Raw genomic sequence first — 24,129 nt, 5'->3', positions numbered from 1 at the left:
GCCGTGATGCAGAATAAAAGATGTAACATGACGAAACGTGTTTTTGAGCAGTCGGCTCCGTCTTTTTTGCGTTCAATAACCTTCTTGTCCGGATGACATTCATTGTACAACATTTTCAGAAATAATTTAATACTTCGACGCAAAAAAGCATTAAATGATTAAACGCCCTTCCTTTCTCTGCGTTTATCCGTTTTTCATCAGGGAAAAAGATGACGGGAGGGATGTGAGATGAAAATAAGCTTTTGTACAACCGGATGTAAAAAGCAAAATGTAATGGACGTCATTTCCTTTGCGAAGGAGCAGTCCTTTGACGGGATTGATTTGTGGTACGGCCACATCGAACAGTATGAACAGGACTTCGGGCCGCTGGACAGCCTTTATACCCTGCTGCTGCAGCATAAACTGAAGGTGCCCGCGGTCAGCTTATACACCGATTTTGTGACACAAGGAGAAGAAGAAACAAAAGAAGCAGTGAGAAAAGGGCTTCGGGCGGCGAGACAGCTTCACAGCCCGCTTATTCGCGTATTTGCCGGCAATCAGGCGTCAAACAGAACGTCACCGGAAAAATGGCTACGTGCGGTTGAACAATTCCAGCAGGCTGCGCAAATGGCAGACGGCTATGAGGTGAATATCGGTCTGGAAATTCACTACGATACGTATGCCGATACACCTGAAGCTGCTTTAACATTTTTGAAGGATGTCGGCCATCCGAGACTCCGAACGATTTTTGACGGGTCAAATCTGCACGTGACCCGAATTGACCAGCTGCCCGCTTTAGAAAAAACCTTTCATACGATCAGCCATATCCATTTAAAAAACTACCGCTGGAACTTTGATAACTGGTATCTGAGCGAGCCAACTCCGATTTTCCAAGGAGATCTCGATCAAAAAGCATTTTTAAAAGAGCTGATGAACAGACAATATGATGGTTTTGTTTCTCTTGAGTATTTTGGAGAACATGCCTTTACGCATATAAAGGAATCGCTCCGCGAATATACGGCTGTTTTTTCCCGCTGACTCTTCGATCGAAGGGTCTTTTTTTTGTATCATAAACAAAAAGGGGGATATCATGATGATCATTTGGATAAATGGGGCTTTCGGTTCCGGAAAAACACAAACAGCGTTTGAACTGCACAGAAGGCTGAAACCGTCTTACGTATATGATCCTGAAAAGATGGGGTTTGCGATGCGTTCGATGATACCGCCGGATATCGCTAAAGACGACTTTCAAAGCTACCCTTTGTGGCGGGAATTCAATTACAGCATGCTTTCCTATTTGTCAGATACATATCAGGGCATCATCATTGTGCCCATGACCATTACGAACGATCAATACTTCGATGACATTATCGGCAGGCTGAGACAGGACGGCCGGACCATTCACCACTTTACCCTGCTGGCTTCAAAGGAAACATTGCTGAAACGCCTGCGCACCAGAGCGGAAGGAAAAAACTCCTGGGCCGCAAAACAAATCGACCGCTGCATCAACAGCCTGTCTGATAGCCTCTTCACAGAACATCTCCATACAGACCAAATGTCTATTCAGCAGGTCGCAGAAACGATCGCTGCCCAAGCAAATCTGCCGCTTGAGCCTGATTCGAGAGGCAGCCTGCGAAGGTTCACTGACAGATTGATGGTGAAGCTGAATCATATCCGCATCAAATAAAAGACGTTTTGAAAACATGTCCCCGATACATGCAAATGAATCCATAAATAAAAAGCCCACTCCAAGAGTGGGCTTTTATCATGTTATTTCCACCAGTCATCAAACATAGAAGCTGGGACTTGGCGCTTATGCTCCGTCACGCTGTAGCGTTTCTCCAGCGCTTCTGACGCCTTCACCGATACTTCTTTTCCTTCGAGATAATCATCAATCTCATCGTAGGAAATGCCAAGCTCAGTTTCATCGGACTGCTGCGGCTTTTCATCCAGCAGATCGGCAGTCGGTTCTTTTAAGTATAAGCGTTCTGGGGCATCCAGCTCTTTCAGCAGGCTTCTTCCCTGACGCTTTGTTAAACCTGTCAGCGGCAGGAGATCTGCGCCTCCGTCACCGTATTTCGTAAAGAAACCAGTCACGGCTTCGGCCGCATGGTCTGTTCCAATCACCAGAAGGCCTTCTTGGCCGCCGATCGCGTATTGAGCAATCATTCTCGTTCTCGCTTTTACGTTTCCTTTATTAAAGTCTGTCAGCTTATCGCCTGTCTCTTGCTGATATTGATCCGCAAAAGCGCTGACTGTTGATTGAATGTCAAATTTCCATGATTTATCCGGTTTGATGAATTTCAGAGCGAGCTGGGCGTCATCTTCATCCTGCTGTGTGCCGTGCGGAAGACGGACCGCGATAAATTGAGCATCTCCGCCCTCCTCGCGAATGCTTTCCACCGCAAGCTGAGCAAGTCTTCCCGCAAGTGTTGAATCCTGTCCGCCGCTGATGCCAAGCACAAGTCCTTTAGCGCCGGTTTTCTTTACATATTGTTTTAAAAAATTGACTCTGTCCTCAATTTCTTGCTTTGGATCAATTGAGGGCTTCACATGTAATTCACGCATAATCTTTTCCTGCATGCTCATCCCAATCATTCCTCCTGTACATTTTCGCTTGTTTCTTACTGTTCATTTCCCCGAATCAATGAAAATGAATCATGACTGTTATGTATCCATATTAACTATAGCACAGGTCTTATTTCATAGTGAATAAGAGAGATCAGCTGACTTCAACCCGTATGGAGGTCACACTGTCGCCATTGCACTTTCCTTTTTCAATCGGGCAGGAAGAAAACGCGACAACCAAATCCATCTCCGCTCTGAGTCTGACGTAATCCCCGGCATTTGACAGCGGCGTTTCCACAGAGAGGTTCCCCTTCTCATCCAGAACGGTATTCATAAAAATCGCAAACGGATAATGCATATGCGGCTTCGGCACGCCGAACTGCTCAAGCGCCCGGTTCATATTGTCATAACACGTATCCTGGAACTCGTCCTTTTGTTTTCCGTATAACAGCCTGTTCATATCAGGACGGCAGGCCGGCAGAAGCAAGTCATGCTTGCCTACTGTATCCTCAATGAGTGTCAGCATCGGTTTATACAAATTAGAGTAAATATGATCGTTGACCTTCACATGAATGGAATGATTGGCATCAATGGTCGCTCCCTGATCAAGATGCTCATAAAAATCCTTTGCGTGGTACGCCACAAAATCAGCAACCTGCTGCCCCTCTACATCAACCACCTTCAAAATCTGGCCCTTTTTCAGCTTCAGGCCGAGCCCTTTCTTCGGCTGAACGATATATTGCTGTGTCATCCGCTTCGCTCCTTTTTCTATTAGTATGAACGTTTACCATCGCCTCCATGTAAAAAGAGGCAAAAATCCGATGCATATAAGCCTTGCGCGGGTTGCAATCTAACCTTAGATAAAAGGGGTTGAATGTAAATGAGTCAAACAAAAAAAGACCAAGAAAAAGGAAATCTGGCTTGGTGGCAGCTTTCATTAATCGGGATAGGATGCACAATCGGAACAGGATTTTTTCTCGGTTCCAGCATCGCAATTGTGAAAAGCGGATTTTCCGTTCTGCTTTCATTTCTAATTGGAGCGATCGGCACGTATTTTGTATTCGAGCAGCTTGCCAAGCTGTCGGCAAAGCAGCCTGAAAAAGGCTCGTTTTGTGCGTATGCGCGAAAAGCGTTCGGCAGGTGGGCCGGCTTCAGCAACGGCTGGGTGTACTGGTCATCTGAAATGCTGATTACCGGAAGCCAGCTGACAGCCATTTCGTTATTTACGAAGCATTGGTTTCCTCAAGTGCCGCTGTGGGTATTTGCCTCCATCTATGCTGTACTGGGGCTTCTCATTATTTTTACCGGGCTGTCTGTTTTTGAGAAGACTGAAAACGTACTGGCCGTCATCAAAACAGCCGCTATTTTTATGTTCATTGTCATTGCCATTCTTGCATTATGCGGCATCCTGTCCGGCGGAAGGCCCGATGTACAGGTTCCAAATAAGACGAGTGAGTTTTTCCCATACGGTGCCATGGGGCTGTGGACAGGCTTAATCTACGCGTTTTACGCATTTGGCGGAATTGAAGTCATGGGGCTGATGGCGGTTCACTTAAAAAAACCAGAGGAGGCGTCTAAATCAGGAAAACTGATGCTGGCGACGCTGGCGATTATTTATATCATTTCGATTGGACTGGCCTTGCTGCTTGTTCCATTGCACAGGTTTACTGAGCAGGACAGCCCGTTCATTACGTCATTAAAAGGATATAACCTTGAGATCATCCTTGATATATTTAATGGCATTTTCATCATCGCCGGATTCTCGACCCTCGTTGCTTCGCTTTTTGCCGTTACGACATTGCTTTGTACGATGGCAGATGACGGTGACGCGCCAAAATGCTTTACCTTAAAGGAAGGCAAAAAAATATGCTGGCCGGCACTGGGATTGACGTTTGCGGGACTTGTCCTATCCATCATTCTGTCTTTAGTGCTGCCCAAAAACATTTATGAGCACATGACGACTGCTGCGGGACTTATGCTTTTATACACTTGGCTGTTTATCCTGTTCTCCAGCAAAAAGCTGACTGATCCTGAAGGATTGGGAAAAACGCAAATTTATTTAGCGATGGTTCTGATTGCAGCGGCTGTATCCGGTACACTGTTTGAAAAATCAAGCCGGCCCGGTTTTTTTGTGAGCATAGGTTTTCTCGTGGTCATTGCCATCGTTACCATGATTTACCAAAAAAAGCAGGGACATAAAGACCGCCCTGCCAGCCCGTGATTTATTTCATTTTGTTGAACATGTTTTTTAAATAAGAAAACGGGCACTTTGATACCTGTTGTTCGTCGTCACGGAGGAAATACTGTTTCCATTCACGGTTATCCTTTCCTCCATACCAGCCTAAATGCGGATGAACCGGGGCTTGATCGTAGGCTTTTAACCGGGATCGGATCAGCCTGCTCATGTTGCGTCCAAATGCGGTTGATCCATTTAAGTCATCAAACACCCATCTTGGCTGAAACGTGATCATAAAATAGGGAAAGCTCCGGCTTCTTCTCGCCTCATGCCCCGGTGTAGCGCACAGAATAAAGTACGGCTCGCCGTCAAAACAAAACTCCCATTTATAATGCTCGGGATCGGCCGGAATGTCTTCCGGCCACTCTTTTTTGTCTTGATGATTCAGTCTATTTAAAAAGCTCCAAAACAGCTCTTCGTATGCTTCAATTGAATAGTGCTCAGCCAAATCCTCCGGTGTATCAAACAACACAACGAGGGATGCATATTTTCCAGTGTCCCGCGATATCCTGCCGTACTCCGCAAGCAATGGAGCCAGTTCCTCCGCTGTCCGATTTTCCCGCGGATCTCCGGCAAAAGCAATGCGAAGCTGATCAGTCAGAAACGCCTGGCGTCCGGGAATGCATGGAAACGTATCCGCGTCATCCGCCACAGTTTCTGCCAGCAGCTCAAAAGCGATTCTTTGCCATTCAGGAAGCTCTTCTTGCATACGTTCCAGAAAACTTTTGGTGTAAATCCCCTTCACCATTGATCCACCTCCAGTATCGTCTGAATACTATATTAAAACCGGAGGCGGCGGGTGACTGTCCTTCATGAATCAGCCCAATAACTGTTTGATGCCCTGATAACCGAAGTAAAAGCCAAATACAAGAAGGGATATACCTGCAATTCCGGTTAATCCTCTCAAGAGCTTTTCATGAAGCAGATTTCTGAACATGCTGGCTGTAATAGCCATGCAAAAATCCCAGATTAATATGCCGATCATGATGCCGGAGCTATAGATCAGAAGCTGATTCATATTGTAGGCCTCTGCTGTTTTCGCAAGTATGCTTCCGTAAATCCCAAGCCAAAAAAGGATGCTCAAAGGATTTGACAGTGAAATAAGGAAACCCGAAGTGAACGTTTTCCTGTAAGACGGTTTTCCCCGCGAGCTTCGTACATCCATCGGTTCTCTAACATTTTTCAGTGTTTCAATTCCGGTATAGGTCAGAACAAAAAAGCCGAAGAGCCACAAAAATGTTTTCACGAATGGAGCGGTCAAAAACTGCGACAGCCCGAAATAGATAAAAAGCATGTACAGTCCGTCCGCTGTCATGGCGCCTAAACCAAAAATCCATGCATGCCAAAACCCGTTTTTAATGCCTTTATCAATTTGCGCCGCGTTGACAGGTCCCACAGGCGCAGACAAGGACAGCCCCAGCACAATATAACTCAAAAAAATGTTCACCGGCCCGTACTCCCCTCTCTTACTCAACTTGTACAATTTATTCGGGAACGGGCCAAGCTATGCACAAAAATCACCTATTGTTTCAAGCGGTCAAGCTCTTCCTCCATAATATCGGAGGCTTTGCCGATAAAACCGAAAATCAGTTCCAATTCCTCCTCCGTATACTCGCGGCACAGATCCATCGTGGACTCTGACAGTGAACGGAACAAATCCTTTACATGCTGTTTAGAAGCGGTTAAAGGCACGATAATCACTCTTCTGCGGTCGTGCGGATCCTTTTCGCGGGCCACATACCCCGCTTTTTCGAGGCGGTCAACAAGTGCCGTAACGGAACCCGTGCTGAGTCCCGTCTTTTTCCCCAGTTCGCCGGCCGTCATTGGCCCCGCTTCATTTAAGATGTCAGCTGATTTCAAATCGGTGGGAAACAGACCGAGAGCCTGAGCGGCTGCCTGATGAAACAGAACCGTTCTTGTGCCCAATTTCCGAAAAAGCTGAACGGCAGTCTTTTCCAACTCACTTCTGGAATCTCTTGTTGACAACTGACAGTCCTCCCTATAAAATCAAATTTATCTTGATAATCGAGATAATTAATAATCAAACTATTATCATGATATCAAACCTTACTTAGAAAAGGTAGAGGAGGCAGAATAAATGGATACAACAGCCGCAAAAAATCCTTCCACTAAATTTGTGGTTCTCGGTCTTTTGCTGGGCATCTTAATGTCCGCGATGGACAATACAATTGTTGCCACAGCGATGGGCAGCATCGTGGCTGATCTTGGAAGCTTTGATAAATTTGCATGGGTAACTGCATCCTACATGGTAGCGGTGATGGCTGGAATGCCGATTTACGGCAAGCTTTCCGACATGTACGGCCGAAAACGTTTTTTCCTGTTTGGACTTATCTTTTTCTTAATCGGGTCGGCATTATGCGGAATCGCACAAACAATGAACCAGCTGATCATCTACCGGGCCATTCAGGGGATTGGAGGCGGAGCGCTCCTGCCGATTGCCTTCACGATTATCTTTGATTTGTTTCCGCCGGAAAAACGCGGAAAAATGTCGGGCATGTTCGGCGCTGTATTTGGATTATCAAGTGTTCTCGGCCCGCTGTTAGGCGCTATTATCACAGACTCTATCAGCTGGCACTGGGTGTTTTACATCAATGTCCCTATCGGCGCACTGTCATTGTTTTTCATCATTCGCTATTACAAAGAATCGCTGGAGCATAAAAAGCAGAAAATTGATTGGGGCGGCGCGATTACTTTAGTCGTATCCATTGTGTGCCTGATGTTTGCGCTTGAGCTCGGCGGCAAAACATACGACTGGAATTCGATTCAAATCATTGGCCTGTTTATCATTTTCGCTGTTTTCTTTATTGCCTTTTTTATTGTGGAGCGAAAAGCGGAAGAACCGATTATCTCCTTCTGGATGTTTAAGAATCGCTTGTTTGCCACAGCGCAGATTCTCGCTTTTCTTTATGGCGGAACATTCATTATTTTAGCAGTGTTTATTCCGATTTTCGTACAGGCGGTATACGGCAGCTCAGCGACAAGCGCAGGCTTCATTCTGACACCGATGATGATCGGATCAGTGATCGGAAGTATGATCGGCGGAATCTTCCAAACGAAGGCAAGCTTCCGCAATCTGATGCTGATATCCGTCATATCTTTCTTTATCGGCATGCTGCTGCTTTCCAATATGACGCCGGACACAGCGCGCGTATGGCTGACTGTTTTTATGATGATTTCAGGCTTCGGCGTAGGCTTTAACTTCTCGCTGCTCCCGGCAGCATCCATGAATGATCTTGAACCTCGTTTTCGGGGGACTGCCAACTCCACGAATTCATTTTTACGATCATTCGGCATGACGCTCGGCGTCACGATTTTCGGCACGGTTCAGACAAACGTATTCACAAACCAGCTCAGCGACGCCTTCAGCGGGATGAAAGGCTCCGCCGGCTCAGGCGCTCCGCAGAATATCGGTGATCCACAGGCGATTTTCCAAGCCGGCACACGATCACAGATCCCTGATGCGATTCTGAACCGGATCATCGACGCCATGTCATCAAGCATCACATATGTCTTTTTACTTGCTTTGATTCCAATTGTTCTCGCGGCGATCACCGTTTTGTTCATGGGAAAAACAAGAGTCAAAACAACTGAGGAAATGACGAAGAAAGCAAATTAATACAAAAAGCAGTACACCTCGAGTGTACTGCTTTTTTTCTATTAAACACCTAATCTTGCAAGAATAAACGTCCATATGCAGATGATCAATAGCAGAATCAGACTATACATCACTGTCCGTTTAAACAGCTTTGATTCCTTCCCTGTCTGGCCGACCGCGGCAGCGGCAATGGCGATAGATTGCGGAGAAACGAGCTTCGCCATCACCCCGCCCGCCGTATTTGCGGCTAACAGCAAATCAGAACCGGCACCGATCTGCGCTCCGGTGACAACCTGCAAATGCCCGAACAAAGCGTTATTGCTGACAACTGAGCCAGTAATGAACACGCCGATCCAGCCGAGAACAGGACTGACAAACGGGAACAAATCGCCTGTTTTCGCCAGTGCCAGCCCGATGGAAGAGCTGAGCCCCGCGAAGTTGGCCAGATTGGCAAACGCCATCACAAAGCAGATCGTGACAATCGGCATCCACAGTTCCTTCCCTGTCTCCTTCAAGCAACTGAAGCCATCCCGATAAGAGAAATTTTTGCTGAACAGTCCTGTAACGATGACAGCCGCTAAAATCGCTGTACCGGTCGCTGACAGCAGATCGACTTTAAAGACTGCATCTAACGGCATGGCAGATGGGGCAATGGGCGGCATTTTCATAATTTGCTGATGCAGAAAAGGCATCTTGAACAAAAGCGTTGTCTGATAGAAGAGCCCGCCTTCTTGGAAAAGCGCTTTGAATGCAGGAAGGCTCCAGATGGTGATCGCCGCAGTTAGAATGTAGAAAGGAGACCACGCTTTGGCAATGTCTGCGGCGCTGTATCTCTTTTTCTCACCAGTTTCTTCGGCTCCCTGCTCACGATAAATCTGTTTCGGCTGCCACTTGCGCAGGAAAAGCGCAAGCCCGCCCATACTGAACAGCGCCGCCAAAATGTTAGCTAATTCCGGTCCGAGCACAGCCATTGTCAGCGTCTGAACCGCTGTATATATACCGCTGACAACCAACAAGGCAGGCCAGGTTTGTTTGATTCCCTTCATCCGGTCTAATAGGAACACGAGTAAAAATGGAATCAGAAATGTAATCATTGGCAGTGTCCAGATCAATGCCCGAGACAGCTCAAGAGAAGACAAGTCTCCAATTTGCGCGCCTGTAATCACCGGTATCCCGATCGCGCCAAAGGCTCCAGAGGCAGCATTCGCAATCAAACAGAGCGCCGCCGCCTTTAACGGTTTAAAGCCAAGTTCGACGAGCAGCGCCGCACTAATTGCAATCGGAACACCAAAGCCGGCCGCGCCTTCCAAAAATGCGTTAAAACAAAAACCGATTAATAATAGCTGTAATCTTTGGTCAGGCGAAATGCCGGCAATGCTGGAACGAATAATGGTAAACTTCCCGGTTTTCACAGCGATTTTATAGAGCCACACTGCCATCAGGACAATGTAGCCGATCGGCCACAAACCGCTTCCGATGCCTAATAAAACAGAAGAAACGGCTTTTTCAACCGGCATGTGAAATGCCAATACGGCAACCAAAAAGCTGGCAACTAGGGTCAGAAATGCCGCAAGAATGCCTTTCATCTTAAAAACGGTTAAAGCTAAGAGAAAAAAGAGAATCGGTGTGAGCGCAACCAGTGCGCTCACATACTCGTTTCCAAACGGATCATACAACTGCTCCCACATTGACAATCAGCCCTTTACTCTATAGTTGCGTTCTAGTTGACGTTTTGTTCTGCAAAATGCGGTTTCAAAATGTTTTTGAGCACGTTGGCGCTGTGGTTAAACTGCTCTTTTTCTTTCTCATTTAAGTTCAGCTCAGTGATGCCTGCGATTCCGCCGCGGTTGACGACAGCCGGCACTCCGATGTACACGTCATCTGCTCCGTATTGTCCGTCCAAATAAGTGCTGACTGTTAAAATGCTGTTTTCATTATGAAGAATCGCTTTTGTGATTCTCGCAAGGCTCATGGCTACCCCGTAATATGTCGCGCCTTTTTTCTCAATGATATGATAAGCGGCGTTTTTCACGTCATCCACGATCTGTTCAAGCTCTTCTTGTTTGTATGCTTCGTTTTTCTCAACCAGTTCACTGACCGGCACTCCGCCGATATTCGCGTGGCTCCAGACAGGAAGCTCAGTATCGCCGTGTTCGCCGATAATATGAGCGTGCACATTGTGTGCTGCTGCACCGAAGTATTCGCTCAGCATGTAACGGAATCTCGCAGAATCAAGTGTTGTGCCGCTTCCGATCACTCGCTCTTTTGGCAGGCCGCTGAATTTCCATGTTGCATACGTCAGAATATCAACCGGATTTGTCGCGATTAAGAAAATGCCGTCAAATCCGCTCGCCATGACTTCACTGACGATTCCTTTGAAGATCTTTAAGTTCTTTTCTACTAATTCAAGGCGTGTCTCACCAGGCTTTTGGTTTGCTCCGGCGCAGATGCAGACAATATCAGCATCCTTGCAGTCTTCATATGTTCCGAAAGATGTTTTGACCGGATGCGGCGCAAACGCCTTTCCGTGGTTTAAATCCATTACATCGCCCATTGCTTTTTCTTTATTTAAATCAATGACCACAAGTTCATCTGTGATCCCTTGGTTAATTAACGCAAATGCATAACTGCTTCCAACAAAACCTGCTCCGATTAAAGCTACTTTATTTACACGTTCATTCATCATTTATCCTCATCCTCCAGTGTTTGTTTATCTTCGGTGTTTGTTTGTGAAGTATTTCACATTTATATTGTGCAACACTTCACAAACTTTTGCAAGAGAAAAGATTTGTCTGATTTATGAACAAAAAAGAAACCATCTATGATGGTTTCTTTTGGGATTTTTCCGCTGATCGCTTGCCCTCACTGAGGAAGAGAACCGCTTAATCCAGAGTTGTTATATAAACCATTTTGCACATAATCAAAGCCAGGCTGATTCTGGCCGGGCACTTGGGCACTGCCATTATTAAAAATCACTTTGGTGTTCGTTGTATCCGTATCCGCAGGCAGCGTCAGCGTGTAAATTCCATCTGCATTCTTAGTCATAGCTTTACCTGGCCAAGACCCGGTCAATTCGATTGCCCGGCCTCCATCATGTTTATGTTTATAGATATAAGCATTTACATGGCCCCAATGATTTGGATTTTGATATCCGATGGTTTTGGCTGAAGACGGATCTCTTTTTACAAAGCTGTATTCCTGAGACCTCGTTACGCCATCACTGTTCGTTCCTGTTAACGTGATGTTGTATGTTTTTCCAAACGGGTCTCCTTTTCCGATCGTTAATTGGTCTCCATCCTTAAACGCAATCTCTTGCCCATTATTCATTTGATAAACGGCTTTTGTCGTATTCGCATTTGCACGCAGGGTGATCGTCAGCTGATCATTGAAAAAATGTGTCACCCCTGTTTTGTAATTCTCAAGAAAGACTTGAGGCGCATTTGCAATATCGTCAGGATAAAGAACAGCCACAGATCTGGCATTAATCGTGCCTGTCAGTTTACCGTCCCTGACTTGAAATGAACCGGTCCCGGCTTTATTATCATAGCTGCCATCAGGTAATTTCGTTGAAGCATTTATGCTGACAGAAGAGGAACCTGCATTTGCCAACACAACACCTTTTGAGCCGCGCTGATTCATAAATATTTGATTGTTTCCATTCGGATTCGATAGCTCCTCAGGCTGTCCAGCCATTACATTGTGAAACGTATTGACCGCAACGATAGCCTGATCCTCAAATAAAGCACTCCCGCGATCGCCTATTTGGGTTTTCCCCGGGAATCTCACACCATTTCCGCCACCCTCAGGTCTTGAAAAAAAGAGAGGCGTACTGCCTGAGCGAGAAGCAATCACTGCCCAGCCTAAGCGGATATCGTCATCGCTCATCCATGTTGACTCCTCATCATCATTTGCATACGTATCATGCGATTCCACCCACGTGACTAACTTGTCGGCTGACACATCAGATGCATAATGGGAAATATTCGACACGCTCAGATTACGATTCTTTAAAGCAGACCTTATGGAATGTCCATAGTTTGATGCTGTGACATTCATATAATCCGCATATGCAGCATCTCGGGAAGCACTGTCTTGTAATATTTCTCCATATTGGAATTCTGCAGATGTATCTGTGATATTCGGCCAAAAATGACTGCCAAAATCACCGTCGTCCGGAAGCTCTATATGTTTGGCCGCATCATACCTAAATCCGTCAGCACCGTCATCCAATGCCCTTTCCAGGAAATGTTTCAGATATGACTGTACTTGTGTATTCTGCGTATTCCAATCATAAAGCCCCAGCAATGAATTCTGCGTGACATCCCTTCGATCGGACCAATTTTTAATTTGTGTGTTTCCATGCGTCCAATTTGATATACTTTTAATTTCATTTGAAATCGCAGCATAGTCACTGGTTGTGTGATTGATGACGGCATCGACAATAACCTTCACGCCATATTCTTCAGCCGCCGCACACATTTCTTTAAACTCTTCCTCGGAACCCAAGTACCTGTTGCCAATCTGGTAAGAGGTCGGCTGGTAAAGCCAGTACCAGTTCCCCATGCTTTTATCTCCATTATTTCCTTCCTTTACTTGATTAATAGGAGACGTCTGAATAGCGGTATATCCTGCATCATGGATATCCTTCATATTATTTTTCAAGGTGTTGAACGACCAATTCCAAGCATGAAGAATCGTCCCGCTCTTTATTGATGGCGCTGTATATTCATTTGATTGGTTCGCGGTCTCTGCATTTACAGCCACCGGCCCTGCCAGAATCAAATGAAACAGCAATAATAATCCAGCGAATAACGGCAGTAAAGAGGTATTTAATCGTTTTTTAGACATTCTGGACACTCCTTATTTCATTTTTCATTTCTGAAGACTTACTGCGGAGTCAGAAATCCCTCTTACTCAATCCTTCCACTTCCTCCTTTCAGACGAATGTGCAGACTGGAGAATTTTGTTAACGCTTACATTTTAAATTATCATACTCTATCTATCAAAACAACTTGATAGAGTCATTTCCCAAACAGACATCTCGAGCCGTTTTACATTCTTAAACAGCAAGTGGAGATATTGTCTGATTTATGAACAAAAAAGAAACCATCTCTATGATGATTTCTTCTTAAACTCCTTTTTTACCGTTCTTCTGTAAGACAGCTTCACGATTCCGAATCGAAGCAGAAACAGAACGCCGCCGCAGACGATAAATAGGAGAATCATTTTCAGCCAAGCGAAGAATGTATGGGGAACTCCCCTGTCATACATCGTAAGCACCACTACCGCAAAGGCGACAGCTATTGATTCTATGAACTGCTGCTTCACCCGTTTATGCAGTTCTTCCTCGGTGTCTATTCTCGGCATCAGCATTCCAGAAGCTGATGCCCTGATGCAGTAATATAAGATGATAATGAACAAAAACACAAGGCTCGCGACCCATTCTTTAAACGGAAATTCAAACATAATGCCGCGGATGATCACATCCAGGAGCGCAAACGCCCCGGCTAACTTGCCGATATCCGACCAGATCTTTTGTTCTTTTTCTTTTACTCTCTTATTTTTCCCATTCACGCCTGAAAGTCTGTTATGCAGATTATTCATGACCTTCCTCCCGCACTTTTACGAATGGCTTATGGCTTACATGTTACAATAACAGCCTGCGCTTCTGCAACGAATAAATGAAAAGCCCGCCGTACAAGCCGGCGGGCAGCAATGTTTAAAACGGCCCCCAATTGATCAGGACACCGATACAAATAAACACAAGCCCGATTAAGAACCAAATCAGAGCGAGCGGCAGCATAAACCGAAGCCACTTAACGTACGGAATTCCGCTGGCGGCAAGCACTGCCATCAAAACGCCGGACGTCGGGTTCACACAGTTGACGACCCCTTCTCCAAGCATAACCGCTTCCACCGCGACCTGTCTCGTGATGCCCATCAAATCAGCGAGCGGCGCCAGAATCGGAATGAACACAACCGCTTCGCCTGATCCTGAAGAGATGAGAAAATGAAGCAGGGCGCTGGCGATATACATGCCGATTGCGCCGGCCATCGGACTGAACCCGTCCAAAACCGAAGCCAAAGCATTGACGACTGTATCCAGCAGCTTCCCATTTTCAAGAATGACAGAAATGCTCCGCGCCATCCCGACAATCAGCGCACCGTATACAAGGCTCTGACAGCCGGTAATAAAAGTTTTGGCAATATCGTTTGCCGCAAGTCCTCCAATGAATCCGGCAAGGACAGAAATAAAAATAAACGTCGCAGCCATTTGGGAATCTGACCAGCCGAGCTTCAATGCGCCGTACAAAAATCCGATCAGCGACAAAGCCGCCACTCCCAAAATCAGCTTATGGCGAACGGTAAACGGCACAGACTTATCTTCTTCTTGATTCGCATCGCTCAATCCTGCCGCCGGGAACCAGTTTGTGCCTAACACACTGGCATCCTTTGATTTCTTTAATTTTCTTGTATACCAATAGATATAAATAATAGAAGACACCAAAAAGCATAAGTATATGACCACACGAAGACCGATCCCCGAAAACAGAGGCAGCTCCGCAATCGATTGAGATAAGCCAAGCGGAGACGGTGATAAAATGGTAGAGTTAAACCCGGCATAGCAGCCAATATAAATAACAGCCGCACCCGCGACCGCATCCCATTTTAAGGAGCGTGCGACAATAAGGCCGATGGGGATGAATCCGATCACTGAATTCACGACAATTCCAGTCGTTCCAAGAATAGAAAATAACGCACCGACAATACAAATAAATAATAATTGCTTTGTGCGGAACTTGCTGATGACATTGTAAATCAGTCCGTTGATGGCACCTGTTTTTTCTAAAATAGCGATCGTGCCGCCTGTGAATAAAATCAGAAAAATAATAGGCGCTGATCCCACCATTCCATCCTGAAGAGAAGTGAAAAAGCTGATCAGGCTGACCGGAGACTGTTCAATTGAATGGTAGCTTCCCGGCACCGCAGTGGTAACCTCCCCCTTCGTCACACGGTCAAATTCTCCCGCTGGCACAATATACGAAGCAACGGCGCAAATGAAAGCGATGATAAATAAGAGGACATAGGCGTCAGGCATGTTAAAGGCGGTGCGTTTTTTCTTTGGCTGTGTTTCGGCTGCTGGCATACTCATATTTCGATCCATCCCCTCTTTTTAGAAAATATCTATTATTCTGAAAAATATAAATATGTGCTATATTATAAACAGCCTATCTACCTGTTTCAATATAAAAAAAGGAATGAAGGAGGTTTTTCTTCCCATGCAAAAACTCTCAGAAGAAATGAAACAAACCGTAATGGACATCTTTGAACATCTTCACGCCAATCCTGAAGTCAGCTGGAAAGAATATGAGACAACTGAATTTCTTAAACAAAAACTCGAAGATGCAGGGTGCCGCACGCGCACGTTTTCAGATTGTACCGGAGTTGTCGGCGAAATAGGTTCGGGTTCGCCTGTTGTAGCTGTCCGCGCTGACATTGATGCATTATGGCAGGAGGTCAACGGCACATTTCGCGCCAATCATTCCTGCGGGCATGATTCGCATATGACAATGGCTTTAGGTACGTTAATGCTGCTGAAAAAACAGCCGCAGCTTCCGAGCGGAACGATACGTTTTATCTTTCAGCCAGCAGAAGAAAAAGGCGGAGGCGCTCTGAAAATGATAGAGGAAGGCGTGCTTGATGACGTTGACTATTTGTATGGCGTCCACGTCCGTCCAATTCAGGAAACCCAAAACGGACGCTGCGCCCCATCCATTCTGCATGGGTCAAGCCAGCACATCGAAGGCACAATCATCGGAGAGGAAGCTCATGGCGCACGGCCGCATCTTGGCAAAAACAGCATCGAAATCGCGGCATTTCTCGTCCATAAGCTGGGGCTGATTCACATCGATCCGAAAATCCCGCACACTGTCAAAATGACAAAGCTTCAAGCCGGCGGCGACAGCTCCAACATCATTCCCGGAAAAGCGACCTTCAGCCTTGACCTGCGGGCGCAAACAAATGAAGCCATGGAGACGCTGATCGCCGAAACAGAAAGAGCCTGCGAAGCGGCTGCCGCGGCATTCGAAGCGAAAATTGAACTTCACAAGGAACACAGCCTCCCAGCGGCAACACAAAATAAAGAAGCTGAAGGCATTATGGCTGAAGCGATCACAGACGTTATCGGAGCTGATCAGCTCGATGAACCTCTTGTTACAACCGGCGGCGAAGACTTTCATTTTTATGCCGTGAAAGTGCCGAACCTTAAAACGACCATGCTTGGCCTCGGCTGCGGACTTCAGCCAGGACTCCATCACCCGCATATGACCTTTGACAGAAACGCGATGTTTACCGGGATTCACATTTTAGCAAACGCCGTATTAAAAACGTTCCAAAAAGCAGATACACTCGCATCAGCCAATGCTTCTTAAATCAAAAAAGCAGCCTGCGAACAGGCTGCTTTCTTCATTATTTCTTCAGATCTTCAATTGAGTTGACGTTTTTCATATATTCAGGCACAACAAGACCCATCTTCACGCCAGTGATACTGGTGCCTACATCATCATATTTGCCTTTATATTTGACAGCGTATGGTTTATGGGTATTCGGCAGCCATGCGGAAAGGGATGCGTCCGCGCTTCCCGTCGCAATCGCCGTCCACATCGGACCAGCTTCTACCTGAGTGAGTTTCACGTCATAGCCCAAGTCTTCTAACACTTTGCCCATAACGTTTGTACTTGCAATCTCACTGTCCCACGCCACATAGGCAAGGTTGATTTTGTCTCCCTTCACCTTTTGCACGCCTTTGGTCCACTCCGCGATTTGATCCTTGTGCTTCTTCACATACTCAGCAGCGGCTTTGGAAGGTTTCTCGCCTTCTTCCACCTTGATCATCACTTCACCCATGTCGTCCTGCGTCCATTTAAACTGGCTCAGAAGCTTTACGGCATTCGGCTGTTCTTTACTGAAGCCTTTTCTGGTGATCGTATGAATCTCCTCAGCACTGCCGTAAGTTTTTTTCGGATCATCGAGATATTTTAATTTATATCTGGAGAACATCCAATGCGGTGTCCATCCTGTGATAATAATTGGTTTCTTACGGTCGTATGACTTTTTGAGCGTAGCAGTCATAGCAGCGCTTGACGATGAAATCAGTGTCCAGTCGTCCAGGTTATAATCCTTCAACGCTTGATCAGTCAGGCTCATAATACCTGAACCGGGGTCAATCCCGATGATCGTCTTATTCACCTGTTCAGCCGCGGATGCATTTTCGTCGTTTTCTTGTCCGCAAGCCGCAAGTGAGAGTGCCAGCATGGCGGAAACACCGATACCGATGATTTTTTTAAACATCAGGCATTCCCCCTGCTTTTCTTCTTCACTTTAATATTTTGTGTAATACGGTCGAGCGTAATCGCAACGATAACGATAGCGATACCAGCTTCTACACCGACCCCTGTTTTCAGCTGTGTAACGGCGCTGTATACTTCTGAACCTAGTCCCGGCGCACCGACCATTGCTGCGATAACAACCATTGATAATGCAAGCATGATACTTTGGTTGATCCCGGCAAGAATGGTTTTTGTTGCAAGCGGAAGCTGAACCTTAATCAAACGCTGAGCTGTTGTAGAACCAAACGCTTCAGTTGCTTCAATCAGATCCGCAGGCACTTGTTTAATACCGAGAACCGTCATACGGATTGTCGGCGGCATTGCGAAGATAACAGACGCAACAACACCCGGCACAACACCGATATTAAAGAAGAAAATTGCCGGCAAAAGATATACGAAAGCAGGCATTGTCTGCATTAAATCAAGGATAGGCGTTACGATACGGCGAACCGTTTCTTTCTGAGATGCCCAAATTCCGATCGGCACACCGACCACAATCGAAATAATGACGGACGTGACAACCAACGCTAACGTTTGCAGCATTGGGTCCCAATATCCTAAATAGTCAATAACGAGAAAGCCAATTAAAGTAAACAGCGCAATTCCTCTCGTACTGATCCACCATGCAAGAGCTGCGAAAATAATCGTTAACAAAATAGAAGGAATAAATCCAAGCCCGGTTACAATCCCGTTTACAAAAACGGCCAAGCCATTTGCGATTCCGTCGAGGAACCCGCCGAACGTTATCGTAATCCAGTCAACAAAACGGTCAATGATATCTGCTAAAGGTATTCTAGGCAGTCTATCCAATTTACTTCACCTCCTGTGCAGAAGGATCTTGTGTTTGCTCATCAGTGCCTTCAACATTGATATAATCGTTATTGCCCGCAAGTGCACCAATCAGCGCGCCTCTTACGACAATCCCTTTCATTCTTTGCTTTTCATCTACAACCGCAATTGGAATATTCGCGTCAGACACAACGTCAAAAATCTCAGTCAGATACGTATTCTCTGGTACAGTCGTAAATTCCGTATTCAAGATATCCTGAAGGGATAAATCAGACTCGGCTGCTTTTTTCGCATCAGCTGCGTAAATGACACCTAACAATTGTTTCTGTTTATCGACTGCATAAATAGATGAAATCCCCAGGTTTTTCATCAGTGTTAACGCAACGCGAGGCCCTTTATCAATCCGCACCGTTTCAGCGCGTTTCATAATGTGGCCGGCAGTTAATACTTTAGACAAATCAACGTCCTCAACGAATTTCTCAACATATTCGTTGGACGGATTCATGAGGATTTCTTCCGGCGTGCCGATCTGAACGATATTTCCGTCCTTCATCAGCGCGATTCTGTCGCCGATGCGAAGCGCTTCGTCCAGGTCGTGCGTAATAAAAATAATCGTTTTTCCGACATTATCATGCAGATCCAGAAGCTCATCCTGCATATCTTTACGGATTAATGGATCAAGCGCACTGAATGCTTCGTCCATCAGAAGGATGTCCGGATTATTCGTCAAAGCGCGGGCAAGGCCGACACGCTGCTGCATTCCGCCCGAAAGCTGATCAGGGTATTGGTGTTCAAATCCTTCAAGTCCGACAAGTTTAAGCGACTCAAGCGCTTTTTGCTGGCGCTCCTGTTTGTCTACACCTTGAAGCTCCAGTCCGTATTCTGTGTTTTCAAGAATCGTTCTGTGCGGGAACAGAGCGAACTTTTGGAAGACCATACTGATTTTTTTCCGGCGGACTTCCCGGAGCTGGTCTTTAGACATATTTGTTATCATGTCACCATCAATGTAAATTTTTCCGGCAGTCGGTTCAATAAGCCGGTTTAACAGCCGTACTAAAGTTGATTTACCGCTCCCTGATAGACCCATGATGACAAATATCTCACCATCATATACATCAAAATCTGCTTGGTTAACCCCAACGGTTGATCCGGTTGCTTTCAGGATCTCTTTTTTATTTTTTCCGTCGGCAAGCATTTGAACTGCTTTCTTGGTTTGTTTCCCAAAAATCTTAGAGACTTTCTCGACTTTTATCTTAATCGGTTTCTCATCTACACTCATATTTTCCCTCCATATTAAGCAATCTTTATTACCGTACCATTTATGTAACAACACACACAAACCGCATATTCTCTTTTATTCTGTACCATTTCATGATAAACATCCTTGTGACCCCAAGACCTTATTTATGCTTCTAAATACTCGGTAATCCTCCTTTATTATTGTATTTTACGGGTAAATTTAAGCCTTTTTTTAGTTGAAAACGCTTTTATTGAACCGAAAATCCTTCTTCCTCTTATGACTTCAAGCTCCTTTACTGGAAAATTAAGTTGCTTTTTCATCTCTATGTAATGTATTATAGTTTCATGACTATGAAACAATCAGAAGACCATATCAGAGCTCACATATTCAAAGCATTGTCTGACGAATCCAGGCTTGCCATTATTCGTACGCTTTATTACAGCGGAAAAGAACTCAGCTGCGGTGAAGTAGGTGAAAAATGCAATATTGTCAAAACCACAGCATCTTATCATTTCAAAACGCTGCGTGAAGCGGGATTGACTGCAACGCGAAAAGATTCACGGACAAAATATGTCAGGCTGCGTGAAGACACATTTCAAACATACCTGCCTGGCTTTCTGGAGACCCTTTAAAAAAGGGTTTTCTATATACATATCTGTTTCATAATTTCATAATTATAAAACTATAGGAGTGTTAAAAGTGAAACTTATTTGGCTTTTTTTCAGTGTAATGTTTGTCATCGGCACAGATACCTTTTTGCTCTCACCGCTTCTCCCGCTTTTGCAGGACCAATTCCATGTCTCCACTGATTTGTCAGGCTGGATGGTCAGTGCTTATGCGCTCGGTTATGCGCTGTTTGCTTTGGCAGCCGGTCCGATCTCTGACCGCTTTAATCGGAAAACAGTGATGCTGTCGGGGCTTGCGGGCTTTATCCTTTCCACGTTTTTATGCGGCATCGCTCCCTCCTTTGCCGCCATGTGTGCATTCCGTTTTGCCGCCGGTGTCAGCGCCGCGTTTGTGGCGCCTCAAATTTGGGCATCCATCCCTGTCATCGTCCCTCCCTCAAAAGTGTTAAAAAGCATGGGGATTGCAACAGCAGGATTAGCTGCTTCACAAATGCTCGGGCTTCCGATCGGCGGATTTTTGGCTTCCTTCACTTGGCACACGCCCTTTTTCGTTCTGTCAGCAGGCTCGCTGGTTCTCCTGTTCATTTTGGCAGCGGCCATGCCAGATATCTTCCTGCAGAAGCGGCAGCACACCGTTCATCTGTAGTCAGCCCTTATCGTGAGCTGTTTTCACTGCCAAAAATATCGATGATCCTGCTTGCTTATTTTCTCTTTCAAACAGGAAATTTCGCCACGTTCAGCTTTCTCGGCACCTGGCTTTCTGCAGATTATCATCTAACCGTATCCCAAATCGGCGCCGCGATGCTTGTATTTGGGCTTGGAAATATGCTTGGAAGCCTTATAGGAAGCAAAGTTGCATCAAAGCTCGGCACGTGTAAGACATTAATCAGCGGCATGCTGCTGATGGGCGCGCTCTATTTTTCCCTTCCTTTCTTTCCTAACTTATTTATTGTAGAAACCAGCTTTTTTCTGACTTTCTTTATAGCGGGGATCATTTTTCCGTTAATGATGGGGATATTCCAATCCATTTCACCGAACGCGCGCAGAACGATTGCATCTCTTTCCAATGCGGCTATGTATGCAGGAACCACTGTCGGCACATGCCTTGCCGGACTTTTATATCAAAACACGCATCATTTTGGAGCTGTCACGGCATTTACGGCGATTTTATTTGTCCTGTCTATGGACCTTTACCAAACAAGCAGAAAAAACAAACCGCAAGCGCCGGTTTCCATGTAAAAAGCACCTCATGATGAGGTGCTTTTGTTATTCAAGCTCAGTTTGTTTCGTTTCTTTTCCCATAATCAAAATACACGCGACCGCCAGTAAAATGGCAATGCAAAAGATGGAAAAAATCACTGAAAACGAAATATGGCGGGCGGTGAGTGTTCCGACGAGCAGCGGGCCGAAAATGCCGCCGATCCTTCCAAACGCCGCTGTGGTTCCTGAACCTGTCGCGCGAATCGATGTTGGGTATTGCTCCGGTGTATAGGCATACAGCACGCCCCACGCGCCAAGATTAAAGAAGGACAACAGCATTCCAGCCGTCAGCAGCAGACCTAAGGAATCTGCCATTCCGAAGAAATACGCGCTTCCCGCTGTTCCGATCAAATAAATGACCAGTATCCATTTCCGGCCCGCCTTTTCGATCAGCCACGCAGCCGAAAAATAGCCCGGAAGCTGAGCGAGCGTCATCAGCAGAACATATTCAAAGCTTTGAATCATGCTGAACCCTTTTAACAGCATCACACTCGGCAGCCACAAAAACATCCCATAATAAGAAAAGACAACGCAGAACCAGACGATCGACAGCATTACCGTCGGCCGTATATACTGTTTCTCCCAAACGCTTTTCACGTTCTCCCACACCGATTTCTTTTTCATAGAAAGCGATTCGTACTTTGGCGAATCAGGCAATCCTGTCCGCAAGTACAGCGCATAAAATGCCGACAGTGCGGTTAAAAGCAAAGCCGCCTGCCAGCCGAAGCTTGGAATGACAAAATAAGAAATAAGCGCCGCTGCCAGCCAGCCCACAGCCCAAAAGCTTTCGAGAAGCACAATGACCCGGCCCCGTTTTTCAGGCACAACCGCTTCCGAAACAAGCGTTGAAGCGACAGGCAGTTCGCCGCCAAGTCCCATCCCAATTACAAACCGCAGAATAAGAAATGCCGATAAGCTTGTGACGAAAGCTGATATACCGCTTCCGATTGAAAAGCATAAAAGGGTAATGATAAATACTTTTTTGCGGCCGATTCGATCAGCCAGCAATCCAAACAAAAACGCACCCACAGCCATGCCGATGGAATTTACGCTTCCGATCCATTTCATTTCTTCAGGCGAAAGATTCCACTCCACGTGGAGCGCGGCGATAATAAACGATAATATTCCGACATCCATTGCATCAAACAGCCACCCTAAACCGGCGACACCCAGCAGCTTACGCTGGGATATAGGCTGTTGTTTTCCCATAGCCAACACCTCTGATATGCAAAATGATTACCGTTTAAGTTTACACCTGTCTTTACACATTGTCATTACCTAATTGATGTCAATCAAAAACCCCGCTTATGATTCACAAGCGGGGGTCTTTTTATTGCTGTAATGCTGCTTTTTTAATATTATCCTGCAGCTGGGCAATTCGTCTTGCGCCCTCTTCCCGAAGGCGTTTGTTTTCTTCTTCGATTTGTTTTGTTTCCTGCATGCCGCTGACAATTGTGTTCCAGGAGGATTCAATTGTTTCTATATCAATGCTTGGTCTGCCGGCCATTCTGGCAATTTCAACACTCTGGTTCGAGATGTTCTCCGCATTGCGTTTCAGCATCTCATTTGTCCGGCGGTCAAGCTCGCTCATAGAGTCAGCCACAAGCTTTTGGCGTTTCACTGTAACGGCCTGAATAATGCCGTTTTTGAAAATCGGAATGGTGATGATAAAAGCGGAGTTAATTTTCCCGATCAGCTTAGCGTTACCGCGCTGGAGCAGTCGGATCTGCGGTGCGGTTTGAAGCGCCACCATTCGCGCCATATCAAGATCATACACGCGTTCCTCAAGCGCCTGAATGCCGTTGCGCAGCGTATCGAGCTGCATTTGCGCAAGCTGGTTTCCGCTTGCCGCTTTTTCTTCATATGAAGGAAGGATTGACTGCATCTCTTCCAGCTTCATTTGACCGGCAACAACGTATTTTTCAAGCTCCATGTAGTAGTTGATATTGTTTTCATACATTTCATCGAGTGTGTAGTTTGTTTTTGTCATCTCATCTTTATATTTGGAAATCTCAACGTTGATTTTTTCAATTTCTCCGCCGAGCGTCTGGTACTTTTTAAAGATTTTCTCAATCATGCTGCCGCCGCGTTTGAAGATTTTGGCCATCAGTCCCTTGGGCTCGTCAAAATCATTTTTGTCAAAGCGGTCCATGATTTTTCCAAGCTGAGTCAGCATTGTGCCTGAGTCTGTCACGCTTGTTGTTTTCATCATTCCCAAGATGCGGTCAGAGAACTTGGAAATTTCAACAGCCGGCTCCTTTCCATACTCCAGCAGCTCCATTTGGTTTTTCACGTCAATTTGCTGGGCGAGGCGCTGCACCTCTGGTTCCTGGCGGAGCTGCAGGCGGATATCGTCTGCCTTTTGCTGAGAAATTTCTTCGTTTTTATCGAGAACAAGCGGATTTTGATTTTCTGTTGTCATGCTT

General features: G+C 45.9%; 21 protein-coding genes and 1 pseudogene. 7 read left to right on the top strand and 15 right to left on the bottom strand.

The genetic code is table 11. The features are described 5' to 3' along the window. The first annotated feature begins 228 nt into the window (after positions 1-228). Both UJ203_RS15700 and tmrB read left to right on the top strand, forming a co-directional pair. Positions 229-1,017 (top strand): sugar phosphate isomerase/epimerase family protein, encoded by a 789-nt coding sequence (locus UJ203_RS15700; protein WP_322012211.1) that lies wholly within the window; start codon positions 229-231, stop codon positions 1,015-1,017. 55 nt (positions 1,018-1,072) lie between these two features. After that, positions 1,073-1,666, top strand: coding sequence for an AAA family ATPase (gene tmrB / locus UJ203_RS15695; protein ID WP_248337700.1), 594 nt, complete (start codon positions 1,073-1,075; stop codon positions 1,664-1,666). Between the two features lie 83 nt (positions 1,667-1,749). Here the strand turns inward: tmrB and nadE are convergent, their stop codons facing one another. Together nadE and UJ203_RS15685 are read right to left on the bottom strand one after the other, a co-directional pair. Then, positions 1,750-2,568: an ammonia-dependent NAD(+) synthetase gene (gene nadE, locus UJ203_RS15690; protein WP_322012206.1), complete on the bottom strand. Its 819-nt coding sequence runs from the start codon at positions 2,566-2,568 to the stop codon at positions 1,750-1,752. 133 nt (positions 2,569-2,701) lie between these two features. Further along, on the bottom strand, positions 2,702-3,298 hold the full coding sequence (locus tag UJ203_RS15685; RefSeq protein WP_044161986.1) for a DUF1989 domain-containing protein: 597 nt from the start codon (positions 3,296-3,298) through the stop codon (positions 2,702-2,704). 129 nt (positions 3,299-3,427) lie between these two features. On the opposite strand from UJ203_RS15685, the gene UJ203_RS15680 reads away from it, so the two are divergent. Then, positions 3,428-4,768: an amino acid permease gene (locus UJ203_RS15680; RefSeq protein ID WP_105992139.1), complete on the top strand. Its 1,341-nt coding sequence runs from the start codon at positions 3,428-3,430 to the stop codon at positions 4,766-4,768. Position 4,769: 1 nt separating this feature from the next. Here the strand turns inward: UJ203_RS15680 and UJ203_RS15675 are convergent, their stop codons facing one another. The 3 genes from UJ203_RS15675 to UJ203_RS15665 form a co-directional block, all read right to left on the bottom strand. Beyond that, positions 4,770-5,531, bottom strand: a complete 762-nt coding sequence (locus UJ203_RS15675; protein ID WP_105992140.1) for a YqcI/YcgG family protein — start codon at positions 5,529-5,531, stop codon at positions 4,770-4,772. 69 nt (positions 5,532-5,600) lie between these two features. Next, on the bottom strand, positions 5,601-6,230 hold the full coding sequence (locus tag UJ203_RS15670) for a LysE family translocator (RefSeq protein WP_105955376.1): 630 nt from the start codon (positions 6,228-6,230) through the stop codon (positions 5,601-5,603). A gap of 74 nt (positions 6,231-6,304) precedes the next feature. Then, on the bottom strand, positions 6,305-6,769 hold the full coding sequence (locus UJ203_RS15665; RefSeq protein WP_322012197.1) for a MarR family transcriptional regulator: 465 nt from the start codon (positions 6,767-6,769) through the stop codon (positions 6,305-6,307). Between the two features lie 112 nt (positions 6,770-6,881). On the opposite strand from UJ203_RS15665, the gene bmr3 reads away from it, so the two are divergent. After that, positions 6,882-8,420: a multidrug efflux MFS transporter Bmr3 gene (bmr3, locus tag UJ203_RS15660; protein ID WP_105955378.1), complete on the top strand. Its 1,539-nt coding sequence runs from the start codon at positions 6,882-6,884 to the stop codon at positions 8,418-8,420. Positions 8,421-8,461: 41 nt separating this feature from the next. Here the strand turns inward: bmr3 and UJ203_RS15655 are convergent, their stop codons facing one another. The 5 genes from UJ203_RS15655 to UJ203_RS15635 all read right to left on the bottom strand — a co-directional run bounded on the left by UJ203_RS15655 (position 8,462) and on the right by UJ203_RS15635 (position 15,552). Then, positions 8,462-10,087 carry an L-lactate permease gene (locus UJ203_RS15655; protein WP_044162001.1) on the bottom strand — a complete coding sequence of 542 codons (1,626 nt, stop codon included), beginning with the start codon at positions 10,085-10,087 and terminating at the stop codon, positions 8,462-8,464. 32 nt (positions 10,088-10,119) lie between these two features. Continuing rightward, the gene (locus UJ203_RS15650; protein WP_095714450.1) at positions 10,120-11,085 is read right to left on the bottom strand and encodes an L-lactate dehydrogenase; all 966 of its coding nucleotides are present in this window, start codon (positions 11,083-11,085) and stop codon (positions 10,120-10,122) included. 176 nt (positions 11,086-11,261) lie between these two features. Next, positions 11,262-13,247: an alpha-amylase gene (gene amyE / locus UJ203_RS15645; RefSeq protein WP_322012189.1), complete on the bottom strand. Its 1,986-nt coding sequence runs from the start codon at positions 13,245-13,247 to the stop codon at positions 11,262-11,264. A gap of 264 nt (positions 13,248-13,511) precedes the next feature. Further along, positions 13,512-14,003, bottom strand: a complete 492-nt coding sequence (locus tag UJ203_RS15640; protein ID WP_322012184.1) for a DUF6773 family protein — start codon at positions 14,001-14,003, stop codon at positions 13,512-13,514. A 115-nt stretch (positions 14,004-14,118) separates the two neighbouring features. Next, entirely contained in the window at positions 14,119-15,552 is a 1,434-nt protein-coding gene (locus UJ203_RS15635) for a YfcC family protein (RefSeq protein WP_322012181.1), read from the bottom strand. A 127-nt stretch (positions 15,553-15,679) separates the two neighbouring features. Between UJ203_RS15635 and UJ203_RS15630 the strand changes: the two genes are divergently transcribed. Continuing rightward, positions 15,680-16,831, top strand: a complete 1,152-nt coding sequence (locus tag UJ203_RS15630) for a M20 peptidase aminoacylase family protein (RefSeq protein WP_105955382.1) — start codon at positions 15,680-15,682, stop codon at positions 16,829-16,831. Positions 16,832-16,868: 37 nt separating this feature from the next. Here the strand turns inward: UJ203_RS15630 and UJ203_RS15625 are convergent, their stop codons facing one another. Genes UJ203_RS15625 through opuAA form a run of 3 tightly spaced genes read right to left on the bottom strand, consistent with a single transcriptional unit; the run spans position 16,869 to position 19,856 of the window. Continuing rightward, entirely contained in the window at positions 16,869-17,750 is an 882-nt protein-coding gene (locus UJ203_RS15625; RefSeq protein WP_322012178.1) for a glycine betaine ABC transporter substrate-binding protein, read from the bottom strand. Further along, positions 17,750-18,598 (bottom strand): glycine/proline betaine ABC transporter permease subunit OpuAB, encoded by an 849-nt coding sequence (gene opuAB / locus UJ203_RS15620; protein WP_322012169.1) that lies wholly within the window; start codon positions 18,596-18,598, stop codon positions 17,750-17,752. Before opuAB ends, UJ203_RS15625 begins: the two co-directional genes overlap by 1 nt. A gap of 1 nt (position 18,599) precedes the next feature. After that, a complete protein-coding gene (opuAA, locus tag UJ203_RS15615; protein WP_105991780.1) occupies positions 18,600-19,856 on the bottom strand; it encodes a glycine/proline betaine ABC transporter ATP-binding protein OpuAA in 1,257 nt (418 codons plus the stop codon). A gap of 290 nt (positions 19,857-20,146) precedes the next feature. On the opposite strand from opuAA, the gene UJ203_RS15610 reads away from it, so the two are divergent. Continuing rightward, complete coding sequence (locus UJ203_RS15610) at positions 20,147-20,449, top strand: ArsR/SmtB family transcription factor (protein WP_081638228.1); 303 nt, start codon at positions 20,147-20,149, stop codon at positions 20,447-20,449. Positions 20,450-20,516: 67 nt separating this feature from the next. After that, a pseudogene (locus UJ203_RS15605) lies at positions 20,517-21,682 on the top strand (MFS transporter). A 27-nt stretch (positions 21,683-21,709) separates the two neighbouring features. Here the strand turns inward: UJ203_RS15605 and niaP are convergent. Together niaP and UJ203_RS15595 are read right to left on the bottom strand one after the other, a co-directional pair. Then, complete coding sequence (gene niaP, locus UJ203_RS15600; protein ID WP_322012156.1) at positions 21,710-22,912, bottom strand: niacin permease NiaP; 1,203 nt, start codon at positions 22,910-22,912, stop codon at positions 21,710-21,712. Between the two features lie 121 nt (positions 22,913-23,033). Beyond that, complete coding sequence (locus UJ203_RS15595; RefSeq protein WP_010332934.1) at positions 23,034-24,125, bottom strand: toxic anion resistance protein; 1,092 nt, start codon at positions 24,123-24,125, stop codon at positions 23,034-23,036. Between the last annotated feature and the right edge of the window lie 4 nt (positions 24,126-24,129).

Source organism: Bacillus sp. V26 (genome assembly GCF_034296245.1).
In the GTDB taxonomy this organism is placed as follows: domain Bacteria; phylum Bacillota; class Bacilli; order Bacillales; family Bacillaceae; genus Bacillus; species Bacillus halotolerans.
The sequence above is the reverse complement of the archived record's forward strand: the minus strand, read 5'-3'. Positions and strand labels throughout refer to the sequence as shown.